Genomic DNA, 14541 nt, shown 5'->3' on the forward strand with positions numbered 1-14541 from the left:
CCGAACCGGCCCCACGGCACGGTCGATGCGCCGATCGACCGTCACCCGCATGCCCGCGAGAAGATGGCGGTGCGCCAGGGCGGCCGTGAGGCCATCACCCATTTCGAGCTGCGCGAGAGCTTCGCCGGCCGCGACGGCAAGCCGGTCGCCTCCCTGCTTGCCTGCCGGCTCGAGACCGGACGGACGCATCAGATCCGCGTGCACCTCGCCCATATCGGCCATCCCCTGCTGGGCGACAGCGTCTACGGCGCACACTTCAAAACCAAGGCCGGACAACTCGGCGCGGAAGGTAAGGACGCACTCACCGCCCTCCACAGGCAGGCCCTCCACGCCTATCTCCTGGCCCTGGAGCACCCGCGGACCGGGGAACTTTTGCGCTGGGAGGCGGCTCTGCCGGAGGATTTGCTTCTCCTGCAACGGGCGCTGACAGCGGCGGTATGACGCACCCCTTCCTGAAAAGCCAAGATATGACAATAGGTTATATCTGGCACACGGGGACGTGACGTCAGCAATCCTTCCCTATCACGGACCGTTTGGTGTATGTTGCACCTGCGTTGAATATCCAACGCGGAACATCGCAGCGCGGCCGGCTTTAACCCAGCGGCCGCCTGCCGGGCCCGCCGCTATCGGGGGCCTGAACCACTGGAGGGCGCAAGAATGGCCCGTACAGCTACGTTGCCGGTTCTCAATGGAGAATCCGGCCTTTCTAGATACCTCGCCGAGATCCGCAAGTTCCCCATGCTGGAGCCCCAGCAGGAGTACATGCTCGCCAAGCGTTGGCGCGAGCATGACGATCGCGACGCGGCGCATAAGCTCGTCACCAGCCACCTCAGGCTCGTGGCCAAGATTGCCATGGGCTATCGCGGCTACGGCTTGCCCATATCCGAAGTCGTCTCGGAGGGCAATGTCGGCCTGATGCAGGCGGTGAAACGGTTCGAGCCCGACAAGGGCTTCCGTCTCGCCACCTACGCCATGTGGTGGATCAAGGCTTCAATACAAGAGTACATCCTGCGGTCCTGGTCGCTCGTGAAGATGGGCACCACCGCAAACCAGAAGAAGCTGTTCTTCAACCTGCGCAAGGCGAAAAGCCGGATCAACGCCCTGGATGAAGGCGACCTGCGCCCCGACCAGGTCAAGATCATCGCCAAGCGGCTCGGCGTCACCGACCAGGACGTGGTCGACATGAACCGCAGGCTTGGCGGCGACGCCTCGCTGAACGCGCCGATCCGCGACGACGGCGAGGCCGGCGAATGGCAGGACTGGCTGGTCGACAATACGCCCAACCAGGAAGCCATGATGGCGGAGCACGAGGAATACGATCATCGCCGTGACGCTCTTCACGGCGCCATGGGCGTGCTGAATCCGCGCGAACGCCGCATCTTCGAGGCGCGGCGGCTCGCCGACGAGCCGATGACGCTCGAGGATCTGGCCGCCGAGTTCGGCGTCTCGCGCGAGCGCGTCCGCCAGATCGAGGTCCGCGCCTTCGAGAAGGTGCAGTCCGCGGTCAAGGGCGCGGTCGCCAAGCAGGAGGCGCGGACGCTGGAGGCCGTGGGCTGAAGCGCGTTACGCGGGATGGATTGAGACTTGGGAAAGCCGGCGGCAACGCCGGCTTTTTTGTTGGCAGAGATCATTCCCGCAATTCGCGCGCGACCTTGGCCGCCAGCGTCGGACCGACCTGGATAAGGAATTCAGCGAATCGATCGAGGTCGGCGAGGGCTTCTTCTGACCATTCGACCTTCATCGATCCCGCCAGCGCCGGAAGGCTGGTGTGCCCCAAGTCTGAAGCCAGCGGACGACTTCCTCGTTCGAGATCGTCTTGTCCTGGGCCTGAAACGTGCGCCAGCGGCGATCCAATTCAGCAATATCTCGGGGGTCGACCTCGACCGAGCCCGTGTCAAGCGTCAGGAGTTCCGTCACCAATTCGGGCACACTCACGCCGCGCTCTTCAGCGCGCTGCTTCAGCGCGTTTGCCGTGGCGTCATCGATCTCGATCGTCTGGGTTTTCATAGCTCCAGGATAAAGGAAAACCGGAGCGCAATCCAGAAGACCAACCCAGCCAGCCCGACTACTTCCCCCATTGCCGCGCCAGCGTCGCCAGCGCGCAGCCCTCGCAATAGCGGGCATCCTTGAAGTCGATCCAGTTGTGCGCATAGACATGGTCGAGCGGAATGCCGTAGCGCGCCATCAGCACCTTGACCAGCACACGCCACGCTGCGACCTGGGCCTCGGTCGCGGGCCGCGTGACATCGGGATAGTTGCCGGCGAACTCGACGCCGATCGAGGTGTCCTTGTTGACCTGGTGATAGGTCTTGCTGTTGTCGATGTACTTGTTGTCGTCGCGGTCGGCGCCGTCGGTGTGCGTCGGCACCAGATGGTCCGCCACCGCCCAATAGACCGTGCCGTCGGTCTCGACCCAGACCATGACGCCCCGCCGCGTCGGATCCCTGGCCTGATCGAGCGCACCGCGGCGTGCCGAGCCGGCCGGCCCCTCGGTCTGGTGCACGATGATGTTCTTCCAGGGATGGGCCTTCGTCACGTCGCCCCAGGGCGCGAGCCAGATCATCTTCAAGCCGGGAATGCCCGGCGTGCCCGATTGCCTCGCCAGCGTCGCGAGGTCGGGCGTCTGGGCCGAGGCCGGGGAGTGCAGCGCGACGGCGAACGCCATCGCCAGCCAATGTGAGATCATGGCGCGAAGAATCCGTGGGTGCTTCCGCTTATGATCGATCAGGCGCGCCCGCTCAAGGCGGGCACAGGAGTCGCGGCCTCGACCTCCGGCATCAGCGGCGGCGATGGGTCATACGCCGCATAGCGATCGCGGCCGTCGCGCTTGGCGGCATAGAGCGCCTCGTCGGCGGATGCGATCAGCCGCTCCGGGAACGGGCCGACGTTTCGGTCCCATTGCGCGACGCCGATCGAGACCGCGATCGGGATATCGGCGCCGGTGCAGGTCTCGGCGTCCGCACGGCACACGTCGAGCACGCGGCTCGCGATCATGGCGCCTTCACGCAGCGTCGAGGACGGCAACACGATGCAGAACTCGTCGCCGCCGCTTCGCGCCAGGAGATCGCCCGGCCGCAGGCGGGTCTGCGCCATCAGCGTGAAATGCTGCAGGCAGGCGTCGCCCGCGGCGTGGCCGTGAGTGTCGTTGATGGTCTTGAAGCCGTCGAGATCGATCACGAGCAGCGCGAACGGCTCGCCCGAGCGCTCCGAGCGCGCGCATTCCTCGGCCAGCCGCTGCGCGAGGTGACGCCGGTTGGCGACGCCGGTGAGATCGTCGAGCAACGCGAGATCGGCGACCTCGTTGCGCAGCCGATCGATCGCCATCAGCAGGAAACCGAAGTTCCATGCCATCGCCAGGAACAGCAGAAACAGCATCATCGTGGCCTGCAGGCCGTTGAAGCCGGTGATCGAGAGCGCGCCGCCGATCTGGAGCATTGCGCAGGCGGAGCGCACGGCGTGAGCGACCACGAACAGGATGCCGATGACGCCCGTGAACCAGGCGCCGGGATTGACGCGGCCGTCGATGCGCCCGAGCACCAGCGGCAACGTCGCGGCGATCGGGATCGACTGGGCCGCCGAATAGGCCACGATCCGGACTGCCATGTCATCGAACACGATCAGGAAGAAGGTGAGCGCCGCGCAGCCCGCAGCCATGACCAGCCCGGCAGGCCACCACGAGATGTCCCTGCCGTAGAACCGCTTGAGCCCGAGTTCCGCAAGACAGCAGGCGAAAATCATCAGCCCGTTGCCGACCACGACCGGAAACAGCGGAGCGACCATGCCCCGTGCCATCGAGATTCCCGCACCCGCCGCGCAGGCGAGCGAAGCAAGCGCCCAGAATCTGGCGGCATCGAATTTCGGATAGCTGCGCATCACATAGGCCCAGATCAGGCCTACGGCGAGAAAGTCGACCACCAGCACCGTGAACAGCGTCGGAACGCTCAGCATGACGGTCGCAGAATACGCATGGCCCTGTCCCTCAACTCGCCCCCCGTTCCTCTACGGGCAACATGAGGCTTGCCGATTAACGGACTCTCAATTCGTGGGGCGAACCGCCGCCTTGGTTTTGAATTGATGAAGCCGCCGCCGTCCGGACGGCGCATCGAATTTTCGCCACATCTCCACCTTGTATCAGCCGCAAGCACGGTCGGTTTGTACTCGAGGCGCCCTGGCGATGACGCCGCGCTGGAGATCCGCCGCGCCGCGTTGCATGAATGTTTTTCATCAAAAGCGCATCACAATGCATAACATCTGTGGATAACACGGTGACAGCGGCGCGACGATGCGGTTGGCGCGCCGCGAATCTGTTGGGATCGAAGTTGAGGATTTTGCGAGGCTGGCCCTCCGCCGAGCATGCCTCGTGTCGCGTTTCAATCCATTAACCCTGAGAGGATGCTATGGCGAAGAAAGCGAAGAAGGCGAAGAAGGCCAAGAAGGCGAAAAAGGCCAAGAAGAAGTAACCTTCGACACCCCGGGTAGGGCCCTGCTCTGCCCGGGCCCGTCAGGGACGGGATGCCAACAAGAGTGGCGGGCACGGTGGCTCGCCCTTTTGTTTTGATCGTCGCCAGGGTGAACATGCCGGCACCGCGACCATGGGAGCGGGCCGGCATTTTCCTTTGGTGCCGGCTAGTGCTGATCGGTCTGCGACAGCTTCAGCGCCAGTTCGGCCTCACGCAGCACGTCCAGAGCGGCCCATGGCTTCGCCCAGAACTTCGCACCTTCCGGCAGCTTCTGCCGCAACGGCTTGCCCGACGTGACAACGACGTCGAGACCGGGGTTGCGTTGCTTGGCGATGTAGGCGAGGTCCACGCCGTTCATCGTTCCCGCAAGGTTGACGTCGGTCATCATCAGCGCGAGCGAGTTGGCAAGCTTGTCGAGCACGAGCTCGGCAGCTTCGGCACTCTCGCACTGAATGACGTCGTACTCACTCTCTTCAAGCAACAAGGCGATCATTTCGCGCTGCATCGCATCGTCTTCGACAATGAGTGCTGTGGTACGAAAGGGCTTCGATTGTCCCATTGGACGTCTCCCGTATGAGAGTAGATAAGGCCTCCAAAAGTCGCCGCCTTGAGTTAAGAAACGGGAGGGCTGACTGGTTCCGGTTCCCAGGCTGGTGTACCAGAATGGGCTTGCACAAATTTTTGGCCCCGCGGAGTTGACAGATGACAGCGATTCCAGGAGCTGCCGTCGCCCTGACGGGAGCCGCAAGCGGCATCGGCCGGGCGCTGGCGCTCGAACTCGCCGCGCGCGGCGCCGATCTCGCCCTGGCCGACCGCGACGAGGCCGGCCTCAGGACGCTTGCCGGCGAGATCACCGGCAAGCGCAAGACCAACGTCACGCTGCATCGCATCGATGTCGGAAACGCCGAGGAGATCGAGGCGTTCGCGCAGGCTGCCACGACGGCCCATCCCGCGCTCAACATCCTCATCAACAATGCCGGCGTGGCGCTGCTCGGCCAGTTCGGCGAGATCGACCAGGCCGAGATGGAGTGGCTGATCAACATCAATTTCTGGGGCGTCGTGCGGGCGACGCGCGCGTTCCTGCCGCAGCTTTCGCGCCAGAAGCAGGCGCACATCGTCAATCTGTCCTCGATCTTCGGCATCATCGCCCCGCCCGGCCAGACCGCCTATTGCGCCTCGAAATTCGCGGTGCGGGGATTCTCCGAGAGCCTGCGCCACGAGCTCAAGGCGGCGGGAAGCCCGGTGCGGCTCCTGGTCGTGCATCCCGGCGGGATCGCGACCAACATCGCCCGCAACGCGCGCACCGGCTTCGGCATGACCGACAATGCCCGGCGCGTCCACATGATCGAGCGCTTCGACCACGCGGCGAAGACCACACCGGAGACGGCGGCGCTGCGCATCATCGAAGGAATCGAGAGCAACCGGCCGCGGGTCCTGATCGGCGGCGACGCCCGCTTCCTCGACATCCTGCAGCGGCTCAAGCCCGGAAAATACTGGTCGGTGATCGGCCGCCAGTATCAGAAGATGATAGAGCCGAAAGAGGGGGGCGGTACCGGGCCGGGCGGCATCGAGCAGAAGTCCGGCCAGGGCCGGTCCTGACGGCGCTATTTCGCCAATTGCCTCGCGCGTTCGGTTGCGGCTGCAACCGCCCTGGTCATGAGCGGCCGCAGCCCATCCTTTGCCATCAGCACGTCGAGCGCGGCCGCCGTGGTGCCGCCCGGCGAGGTCACGTTGTGGCGCAGGGCTGCCGCGGCAAGATCCGAACGATGCAGCAGCTCGCCGGAACCCGCGACGGTCTCGCGCGCAAGCTTGATCGCAAGCTGCTCGGGCAATCCCGCCGCGACGCCGGCGCGCGCCAGCTCCTCGGCCAGCAGGAACACATAGGCCGGCCCCGAGCCGGAGACGGCGGTCACGGCGTCGATCAGGCTTTCGTCGTCGATCCATTCGACCGCGCCGGTCGCGCGCAAGAGCGCGTCGGCCGCGGCGCGCTGCATCGCGCTGACATGGCCTGCCGCGACCGCGACCGTGATGCCGCGGCCGATCGCGGCCGGCGTGTTCGGCATCGCGCGCACCACGGCGCCGCCGCAGACCTGCTCGATGGCCGCAATCGTCATGCCGGCCATGATCGACAGCACGAGCGTGGAGGCGCCCACGAGCGGCTTCAGCACGCTGCCGGCTTCGCGGAACGATTGCGGTTTCACCGCGATCACCAATGTACCGGCAGCTCCGCCGTCCTTCGGATTGAGCCGGGCACCTCTGGCCGTCAGCGCGGAAATCTCGGTCGACGGCGACGGCTCGATGATGACGAGCCGGCCCGGATCGAGCCCCTGCGTCAGCCAGCCGGCGAGCATCGCCCCGCCCATCTTGCCCGCGCCGGCAAGGGCGATCGTGCCGGCGATGTCCTGCAATGTATGATTGGTTGCCAAGGGGCTCACCACGATCGCTGCTGTCGTCCCCGCAAAGGCGGAGACCCCCGCGCGAGCGCCTGCACTCGTCGCGATACCATAAGCGGTTCTAGTAGAGCGGCTACCGTGCGGCAAGCACCTTGGCGCACGCAGGCGCAGTCGCGGGCATGGGTGTCGGCGTCCGCCGGGACGACCGGCTAGGCGTGCCCCTCGGTGTCGAACATCGCCGCGTTCATGGCTTCGCCGGCCGACTTGCCGGCCCACACCACGAACTGGAACGCCGGGAAATAGCGCTCGCAGGCGGCGATCGCGCCGGCCAGCATGCTCTCGCACTGCGCGGTGGAGGCGGTGATGCCGCCGGGCAGCACCAGCGCCTGCCGGTGCATGATCATGCCGGTGTGGCTCCAGAGGTCGAAATGCCCGATCCAGAGCTGCTCGTTGACGCTGGCGATCAGGCGCTGCACCTCGCTCTTGCGCGCCGATGGAATCTTCATGTCGAAGGCGCAGGCCAGATGCAGCGCCTCGAGCTCGGCCATCCAGGTGAAGGAGAGCTGATAGTCGGTCCATTCGCCCTTGGAGGCGATGGTAATCTCGTCGTCGCCGCAGCGCTCGAACGACCAGTTGTTGTCGGCAGCAATGTCCTCGACCACGGCAAGCGGGTGGCTGCGGGAATCAACGATGCTTTCGAGCATGGACATGCCGTCTCGACCTCTTATTTTTCAAGTCTTTTGATACACACTGCAAGGCGGCTCCGCGCGCGGTGCACGCAGGCGGCGGCTTCCGGCTGCACGCCCGAACGGCTTCGGGCCTGCCCGGATCAAGTGATGTGATTTGCGGAATCTGCGCAACTCCCCGCCGAGTCCGTCCACAGCCCCTTTCCACAGAGATCGCCGGCCCCGATTTATTGGGTTGAGAACAAAACGGAATCAGATTCGCGGTCGGTGGGCCGCGCGGCCGGCATGGCTGCCTGCCGGTTCCCTGCTGCCAAAGCCGCTTGCCCGCCCGCCCGGCTTTGGCCATAGTTTGCGTCAGGCCGGCCAATCCCGGGCGGCCGATGTTCTCAGGGCGGGGTGGAAGTCCCCACCGGCGGTAAGGGCGGCAACGCCCGAGCCCGCGAGCGCCGTCCCCCAGGAGTTCGCACCAAGAGCGCGGCTCGAGGAGGAAGGGTCAGCAGATTCGGTGCAACTCCGAAGCCGACGGTCACAGTCCGGATGAAAGAGAACGGTTGCCGCGGCCCGCAAGCCTGTAGGCTCGCGCGGGCCGTCGTTCCGTGTGCCCTGATTCTGGTCCTTAGATAGAGGAAAGCCATGAATCAGATGCTGCAAGACGCAGAAGTCCAAACCCCTCATTCTCAAGCCTCTCATTCTCAAGCCTCTCACTCCGAAGCCCGCAGCGCGCAGCCCCCCGCGGCCGGCGAGCCGCCTCCCGCACCGGCACATCCGCGGTTTGCCAAACCGCAGCGGGTCGCCTTCGTGCAGTCGTGCTGGCACCGCGAGGTGGTGATGGAATGCCAGACGGCGTTCCTCGCCGAGGCCGAGGCGCGCCACATCCCGCGCTCGGCGATCGACATTTTCGAGGTGCCCGGCTCGTTCGAGATTCCGTTGCATGCGCAACTGCTCGCCAAGACGCGGCGCTACACCGCGATCGTCGCCGCCGGCCTCGTCGTCGATGGCGGCATCTACCGCCACGAATTCGTCGCCGACACCGTGATCAAGGCGCTGATGGACGTGCAGTTGCGCACGGAGGTGCCGGTGTTCTCCGCGGTGCTGACGCCGCAGCAATTCCACGAGTCCCAGGCTCACTTCGAGTTCTTTCGCAAGCATTTCGCGACCAAGGGCGTCGAGGTCGCGGAAGCCTGCGCCAACACGCTGCTCTCGCTCGAGCGCCTGCGCGGCCAGGTCGCCGCCGGCATCGTCGCGGGCGCATGACGTATAGGAGGTGCGGAGGGTGGGCTAAGGTGCACAAGCGCCGTGCCCACCATTCTCTCGCCAGCATGGCTCGGCATGGTGGGCACGCTTGCTGCCTTTGCGAGGCGGCTTCGGTGTACGTGTCCGCTTGGCCCACCCTGCTGATCTGCTCGCAAGCCGAACCTCGCAGCCGCTTGCCCCCGACAATCGATCGATTGTCATTTCCGACGTCCCGCCTATAAAATCGCCTCCGGGAGGAGGCCGGTCCGTGGAGACGGGCGGCCGACAAGATCATGTTCGAAGGACACGATCCCTATCTCGTCGCGCTCTCGGTGGCGATCGCGATCCTGGGAGGCTACACCGGCTTCTCGCTGGCGGCGCGCGTGCGCAGCGCGCCCGGCGCGAGCGCCCGCGCCTTGCTGGCGGGTGCGGCGACCTTCCTCGCGGTCGGCATCTGGACCATGCATTTCATCGGCGTGCTGGCCGCGCCCTTGCCGGCCGATGCGGTCTACCTGCTGCTTCCGACCCTGACCTCGTTCCTGATCTGCGCGCTGGTGGTCGGCGTCTCCTTGTTCTTCGTCTCGATCGGAGAGCCGTCGCTCACCCGTGTCGTCTCCTCGGCGGTCCTGCTCGGGCTTGGCATCATCAGCATGCACTATGTCGGAATCCATGGGCTCGCCGGCGACTTCGCCATCCAGCACGACCCCGGCATGGTGCTGCTGTCGGTGCTCGTCGCGATCGTCGCGGCCTATGGCGGCTTGCGCGCCTTCCTGGCTCGGCAGGACGGTGTCCGCCTGATCGCGAGCTCGATCGCATTCGGCGTCGCAGTGTCGGGCATGCACTACACCGCGATGCACGGCATGCACTTCGTCCCTCTGTCCGCCGGAACGCATCATCACGACGGCGCCGGGCTTGCCGCCTCGCCGCAGATCCTTGCGGTGGTGGTCGCCGTGCTCTGTTTCCTGATCGCGGCGGGTTTTCTGCTGTCGCTGGTGCCCGACCCGCGCCGGCAGACCGGTATACCAGCCGTGACCGCCGACGCGCCAAGCGTGATGATCGCGGTCGCCGCCGGCTCGACAGCTTCCGGCGCGAGTCCCGTCACGCTGGCCGTACCGCGGCTGATGCCCGCGCCGCTCGGCGGCATCGGGCAACCGCCGCGGCCGCAGCCGGTGCCGCGCCTGCCGGTCGAAGGGGCCAACGGCACCCATTTCATCGATGTCGCCGATGTCCGCAGCCTGCGTGCCGACGCACACTACACCCGTGTCCACGACGGAACCCGGGAGCGGATGTGCCCCTGGTCGATCTCGGAGGCCGAGGCCCAGCTTGATCCCGGCCTGTTCGTGCGGGTGCATCGCAGCCACATCGTGGCGATTCCCCATGTCAGCTTTGTCCGCAAGGAGGGCGACGGCGCGATCATCGAGCTCGACGGCCCGACGCCGCACCGCGTTCCCGTCAGCCGCGCCAAGATCGCCGAGGTGAAGGCCCGGCTCGGGCTGGCGCGGCGACACGCGTTGCCGGGGTCGGCGATTTAGGTCTGAAGCCCTGACGCAATTCGTGCGCCATCGGCAGCAATTCGTGCGAATTCCCTTCATCCGTGCGCACTTCGGCGCCCTCGCCTTGCCGTCACTCCAGCGCGGGTAGAGCCTCCGCCCAATGTCCGCGCGCGCCGTAAGCGCGTCAAAACAGGACGGGTGGAGGAGACGATGATCCCTGGCGCATTCGAATACCATCGACCGGCGACAGTGGCCGATGCGGTGAAGCTGCTCGCCGATCTCGGCGACGAGGCCCGCCCCCTGGCCGGCGGCCACAGCCTGGTGCCGATGATGAAGCTTCGGCTCGCCACGCCCGCCCACCTGGTCGATCTGCATGGTGTCGCGGGGCTGAAGGGCATCCGCCGCGACGGCAATGTGATCGTGATCGGCGCGATGACCACCCAGCATGAATTGCTTGCCTCGGAAGATATCAGCGCCGCGCTGCCGATCCTGCATGAGACCGCGCTTCTGATCGCCGACCCGCAGGTGCGCTATCGCGGCACCATCGGTGGTAACGTCGCCAATGGCGATCCCGGCAACGACATGCCGGCGCTGATGATGACGCTCGGCGCCAGCTACCGGCTCGAGGGTCCTTCCGGCGCGCGCGACGTGGCGGCCGACGAATTCTACCAGGGCGCCTATTTCACCGCGCTCGAGCCCGGCGAGTTGCTGACCGCGATCACGGTTCCGATCCCGCCGCCGGGCCACGGCTACGCCTACGAGAAGCTGAAGCGCAAGGTCGGCGACTATGCCACCGCCGCGGCGGCCGTGGTGCTGACCACGGCCGGCGGCAAGGTCGCGACCTGCGCGATCGGACTCACCAACCTGCACGAGACGCCGCTGGTCGCGGCCGATGCCGCCAAGGCGGTGATCGGCACCACGCTCGACGCCGCCTCGCTGAAGAAAGCAGCGGCCGCGGCCGCAGCGATCATGTCGCCGGCGGCCGACGCGCGCGGACCGGTCGAATACCGCAAGCATGTCGGCGGCATCATGGTGACGCGCGCGCTGCAGCGCGCCGCTGCCCGCGCGAAGTAACGGAGGGGACGATGGCAAAAACCCATGTGACCATGAAGGTCAACGGCGCGGAGGTGGAAGGCCTCGTCGAGCCGCGCACGCTCTTGGTGCATTTCATTCGCGAGAATTTGCAGATGACCGGCACCCATATCGGCTGCGAGACCACCCATTGCGGCGCCTGCACCGTCGACATCGACGGCATGTCGGTGAAGTCCTGTACGATGTTTGCGGTGCAGGCCAATGGCAGCGAGATCACCACCGTCGAGGGCATGGCCAATGCCGACGGCACGCTGTCGCCGTTGCAGGAAGGCTTTCGCATGATGCACGGCCTGCAATGCGGCTTCTGCACGCCCGGCATGATTCTCCGCGCGCATCGCCTGTTGAAGGAGAACCCCTCGCCGACCGAGGCGGAGATCCGGATGGGCATCTCCGGCAACATCTGCCGCTGCACCGGCTATCAGAACATCGTCAAGGCGATCCAGTACGCCGCCGCCAAGATCAATGGCGTGGAATTCAAGGAGGCCGCGGAATGAACGATCTCACTCCCACGCGGGAACAACGCACTGCCGCGCTCGAAGGCATGGGCTGCAAGCGCAAGCGCGTCGAGGACATCCGCTTCACGCAGGGCAAGGGCAACTATGTCGACGACGTCAAGCTGCCGGGCATGCTGCATGGCGACTTCGTGCGCTCGCCGCATGCCCATGCGCGGGTGAAATCCATCAACAGCGAAGAGGCGCTGAAGGTGCCCGGCGTGCTCGCGGTGATCACCGCCGAGACGCTGAAGACCGTCAATCTCGCCTGGATGCCGACGCTCGCCGGCGACGTGCAGATGGTGCTGGCCGACGGCAAGGTGCTGTTCCAGAACCAGGAAGTCGCCTTCGTGGTCGCGACCGACCGCTATGCGGCCGACGACGGCGTCGGCAAGGTCATGGTCGAGTACGAGCCGCTCGAGCCGATCATCGATCCGTTCAAGGCGATGGCCAAGGACGCGCCGGTGCTGCGCGAGGACCTCGCCGGCAAGACCACCGGCGCACACGGCCCGCGCAAGCACCACAACCACGTCTTCGAGTGGACGGTCGGCGACAAGGACCTGACAGATGCGGCGTTCAGGAAGGCCGAGGTGACGATCAAGGAGATGATCTCCTATCACCGCACCCATCCCTCGCCGCTGGAGACGTGCCAGTGCGTCTGCTCGTTCGACAAGATCAAGGGTGAGTTGACGATCTGGGGCACGTTCCAGGCGCCGCACGTGATCCGCACCGTGGTGTCGCTGATCGCGAAGCTGCCGGAGCAGAAGATCCACGTGATCGCGCCCGACATCGGCGGCGGTTTCGGCAACAAGGTCGGCGCCTATCCCGGCTACATCTGCGCGGCGGTCGCCTCCATCGTCACCGGCAAGCCGGTAAAGTGGGTCGAGGATCGCATCGAGAACCTGACTGCGACCTCGTTCGCGCGCGACTACCACATGACGACCGAGATCGCCGCGACCAGGGACGGCAAGGTCACGGGCCTGCGGGTGCATGTGCTCGCCGACCATGGCGCGTTCGACGCCTGCGCCGACCCGTCGAAATGGCCGGCCGGCTTCTTCAACATCGTCACCGGCTCCTACGATTTCCCGGTGGCGCATCTCGCCGTCGACGGCATCTACACCAACAAGGCGCCGGGCGGCGTGGCCTATCGCTGCTCGTTCCGTGTCACCGAGGCGGCCTATTGCATCGAGCGCGCCATGGATATCCTGGCGCAGAAGCTCGGCATGGACCCCGCCGAGCTGCGGCTGAAGAACTTCGTCAGGCCCGAGCAGTTTCCCTATCACTCGGCGCTGGGGTGGGAATACGATTCCGGCGACTACCACACCGCCATGAAGAAGATGATGGAGTCGACGGACTACGCGAGCTTGCGCAAGGAGCAGGCCGAGAAACGCGCGGCGTTCAAGCGCGGCGAGACTCGCGAGATCATGGGGCTCGGCGTCTCCTTCTTCACCGAGATCGTCGGCGCGGGGCCGTCCAAGAACTGCGACATCCTCGGGATTGCGATGTTCGATTCCTGCGAGATCCGGATGCATCCGACCGGCGCCGGCATCGCGCGGATGGGCACCAAGAGCCAGGGCCAGGGTCACGAGACCACCTGGGCGCAGATCATCGCCACCGAGATCGGCATCCCCGCCGACAACATCATGGTGGAGGAAGGCAACACCGACACCGCGCCTTACGGTCTCGGCACCTACGGCTCGCGTTCGACCCCGGTCGCCGGCGCCGCCATCGCGATGGCGGCGCGCAAGATCAAGGCCAAGGCGCAGATGATCGCGGCCTACAAGCTCGAGGTCCACGAGGACGACCTCGAATGGGACATCGACGGTTTTCGCGTGAAAGGTCTGCCCGAGAAATTCATGTCGATGAAGGACATCTGCTGGGCGGCCTACAACTCGGTACCGCCCGGCATGGAGCCGGGCCTAGAGGCGGTGAGCTACTACGATCCGCCCAACATGACCTATCCGTTCGGCGCCTATCTCTGCGTGATGGACATCGACGTCGATACCGGCGTGTACAAGGTCCGCCGCTTCTACGCGCTGGACGATTGCGGCACCCGCATCAACCCGATGATCATCGAGGGCCAGGTGCATGGCGGGCTCACCGAGGCGTTCGCAATCGCGATGGGCCAGGAGATCCGTTATGACGACACCGGCAACGTCGTGACCGGCTCGTTCATGGACTTCTTCATGCCGACCGCGGTCGAGACGCCGCATTGGGAGACCGACTTCACCGTCACGCCCTCGCCGCATCATCCGATCGGTGCCAAGGGCGTCGGCGAAAGCCCGAACGTCGGCGGCGTGCCGGCGTTCTCCAACGCCGTCAACGACGCGTTCTCGTTCCTGGGGAGCACGCACATCCAGATGCCGCACGACTATTGGCGGAACTGGAAGGCGGCGAAAGATCTGGGCGCGTTTGCGTCTGCATGAAGGCCTCTAGGCATAGTGAGACGGGGCTGACTTTCGGCGGCATCGGAAGTGCGCTCCCCTCCCCCTTGCGGGGAGGGGCGGGGGAAGGGGGTCCCACGGCACACCGCCCGCGTGGTACCTCCCTCCCCGGCCCTCCCCCGCAAGGGGGGAGGGAGCGCACCGTTAGCGCGGCTATCACAGTCGCCAACTGCATCGCACGTTAAAGATGAAAGACCGAGATCAAATCACAAACGCCCTCGCCGCATCCGGCTACATCGCCGATGCAGA

14 protein-coding genes and 1 riboswitch are annotated in these 14541 nt (G+C 65.7%); of the genes, 8 read left to right on the forward strand and 6 right to left on the reverse strand.

What is annotated here, in order from left to right:
- Together JOY90_RS17880 and rpoH are read left to right on the forward strand one after the other, a co-directional pair.
- On the forward strand, positions 1-441 hold a 441-nt coding region (locus JOY90_RS17880), incomplete at its 5' end, for a pseudouridine synthase (RefSeq protein WP_291692444.1).
- Positions 442-657: 216 nt separating this feature from the next.
- Positions 658-1557: an RNA polymerase sigma factor RpoH gene (gene rpoH / locus JOY90_RS17885; protein ID WP_291692445.1), complete on the forward strand. Its 900-nt coding sequence runs from the start codon at positions 658-660 to the stop codon at positions 1555-1557.
- Between the two features lie 180 nt (positions 1558-1737).
- Here rpoH and JOY90_RS17895 read toward each other — a convergent pair whose 3' ends face one another.
- The 4 genes from JOY90_RS17895 to JOY90_RS17910 all read right to left on the reverse strand — a co-directional run bounded on the left by JOY90_RS17895 (position 1738) and on the right by JOY90_RS17910 (position 5019).
- On the reverse strand, positions 1738-2007 hold the full coding sequence (locus tag JOY90_RS17895; RefSeq protein WP_291692447.1) for a hypothetical protein: 270 nt from the start codon (positions 2005-2007) through the stop codon (positions 1738-1740).
- Between the two features lie 58 nt (positions 2008-2065).
- Entirely contained in the window at positions 2066-2686 is a 621-nt protein-coding gene (locus JOY90_RS17900; RefSeq protein WP_291692448.1) for a peptidoglycan recognition family protein, read from the reverse strand.
- A gap of 38 nt (positions 2687-2724) precedes the next feature.
- Entirely contained in the window at positions 2725-3948 is a 1224-nt protein-coding gene (locus JOY90_RS17905) for a GGDEF domain-containing protein (protein WP_291692449.1), read from the reverse strand.
- A gap of 678 nt (positions 3949-4626) precedes the next feature.
- On the reverse strand, positions 4627-5019 hold the full coding sequence (locus JOY90_RS17910) for a response regulator (protein ID WP_291692450.1): 393 nt from the start codon (positions 5017-5019) through the stop codon (positions 4627-4629).
- Positions 5020-5162: 143 nt separating this feature from the next.
- Here JOY90_RS17910 and JOY90_RS17915 point away from each other — a divergent pair, with 143 nt between their 5' ends.
- Complete coding sequence (locus JOY90_RS17915) at positions 5163-6059, forward strand: SDR family oxidoreductase (RefSeq protein WP_291692451.1); 897 nt, start codon at positions 5163-5165, stop codon at positions 6057-6059.
- A 5-nt stretch (positions 6060-6064) separates the two neighbouring features.
- Here the strand turns inward: JOY90_RS17915 and proC are convergent, their stop codons facing one another.
- Together proC and JOY90_RS17925 are read right to left on the reverse strand one after the other, a co-directional pair.
- On the reverse strand, positions 6065-6886 hold the full coding sequence (gene proC / locus JOY90_RS17920; RefSeq protein WP_291692452.1) for a pyrroline-5-carboxylate reductase: 822 nt from the start codon (positions 6884-6886) through the stop codon (positions 6065-6067).
- Between the two features lie 176 nt (positions 6887-7062).
- On the reverse strand, positions 7063-7563 hold the full coding sequence (locus JOY90_RS17925; protein ID WP_291692453.1) for a YbjN domain-containing protein: 501 nt from the start codon (positions 7561-7563) through the stop codon (positions 7063-7065).
- A gap of 354 nt (positions 7564-7917) precedes the next feature.
- Positions 7918-8092: riboswitch (FMN riboswitch) on the forward strand.
- An 80-nt stretch (positions 8093-8172) separates the two neighbouring features.
- Between JOY90_RS17925 and JOY90_RS17930 the strand changes: the two genes are divergently transcribed.
- The 5 genes from JOY90_RS17930 to JOY90_RS17950 all read left to right on the forward strand — a co-directional run bounded on the left by JOY90_RS17930 (position 8173) and on the right by JOY90_RS17950 (position 14274).
- Complete coding sequence (locus JOY90_RS17930) at positions 8173-8793, forward strand: 6,7-dimethyl-8-ribityllumazine synthase (RefSeq protein ID WP_291692454.1); 621 nt, start codon at positions 8173-8175, stop codon at positions 8791-8793.
- Between the two features lie 272 nt (positions 8794-9065).
- Positions 9066-10304: an MHYT domain-containing protein gene (locus tag JOY90_RS17935; protein WP_291692455.1), complete on the forward strand. Its 1239-nt coding sequence runs from the start codon at positions 9066-9068 to the stop codon at positions 10302-10304.
- A gap of 171 nt (positions 10305-10475) precedes the next feature.
- Positions 10476-11339 carry a xanthine dehydrogenase family protein subunit M gene (locus JOY90_RS17940; protein WP_291692456.1) on the forward strand — a complete coding sequence of 288 codons (864 nt, stop codon included), beginning with the start codon at positions 10476-10478 and terminating at the stop codon, positions 11337-11339.
- 11 nt (positions 11340-11350) lie between these two features.
- Entirely contained in the window at positions 11351-11851 is a 501-nt protein-coding gene (locus JOY90_RS17945) for a (2Fe-2S)-binding protein (protein ID WP_291692457.1), read from the forward strand.
- Positions 11848-14274 carry an aerobic carbon-monoxide dehydrogenase large subunit gene (locus JOY90_RS17950; RefSeq protein WP_291692458.1) on the forward strand — a complete coding sequence of 809 codons (2427 nt, stop codon included), beginning with the start codon at positions 11848-11850 and terminating at the stop codon, positions 14272-14274. Before JOY90_RS17945 ends, JOY90_RS17950 begins: the two co-directional genes overlap by 4 nt.
- Positions 14275-14541: the final 267 nt, after the last annotated feature.

The organism is Bradyrhizobium sp. (assembly GCF_019242285.1).
In the GTDB taxonomy this organism is placed as follows: Bacteria; Pseudomonadota; Alphaproteobacteria; order Rhizobiales; family Xanthobacteraceae; genus Bradyrhizobium.

Coding starts and splice junctions, on each gene's coding strand:
- rpoH (WP_291692445.1), top strand. CDS start 658: ATGGCCCGTACAGCTACGTTGCCGGTTCTCAATGGAGAATCCGGCCTT.
- JOY90_RS17895 (WP_291692447.1), bottom strand. CDS start 2,007: ATGAAAACCCAGACGATCGAGATCGATGACGCCACGGCAAACGCGCTG.
- JOY90_RS17900 (WP_291692448.1), bottom strand. CDS start 2,686: ATGATCTCACATTGGCTGGCGATGGCGTTCGCCGTCGCGCTGCACTCC.
- JOY90_RS17905 (WP_291692449.1), bottom strand. CDS start 3,948: ATGCTGAGCGTTCCGACGCTGTTCACGGTGCTGGTGGTCGACTTTCTC.
- JOY90_RS17910 (WP_291692450.1), bottom strand. CDS start 5,019: ATGGGACAATCGAAGCCCTTTCGTACCACAGCACTCATTGTCGAAGAC.
- JOY90_RS17915 (WP_291692451.1), top strand. CDS start 5,163: ATGACAGCGATTCCAGGAGCTGCCGTCGCCCTGACGGGAGCCGCAAGC.
- JOY90_RS17925 (WP_291692453.1), bottom strand. CDS start 7,563: ATGTCCATGCTCGAAAGCATCGTTGATTCCCGCAGCCACCCGCTTGCC.
- JOY90_RS17930 (WP_291692454.1), top strand. CDS start 8,173: ATGAATCAGATGCTGCAAGACGCAGAAGTCCAAACCCCTCATTCTCAA.
- JOY90_RS17935 (WP_291692455.1), top strand. CDS start 9,066: ATGTTCGAAGGACACGATCCCTATCTCGTCGCGCTCTCGGTGGCGATC.
- JOY90_RS17940 (WP_291692456.1), top strand. CDS start 10,476: ATGATCCCTGGCGCATTCGAATACCATCGACCGGCGACAGTGGCCGAT.
- JOY90_RS17945 (WP_291692457.1), top strand. CDS start 11,351: ATGGCAAAAACCCATGTGACCATGAAGGTCAACGGCGCGGAGGTGGAA.
- JOY90_RS17950 (WP_291692458.1), top strand. CDS start 11,848: ATGAACGATCTCACTCCCACGCGGGAACAACGCACTGCCGCGCTCGAA.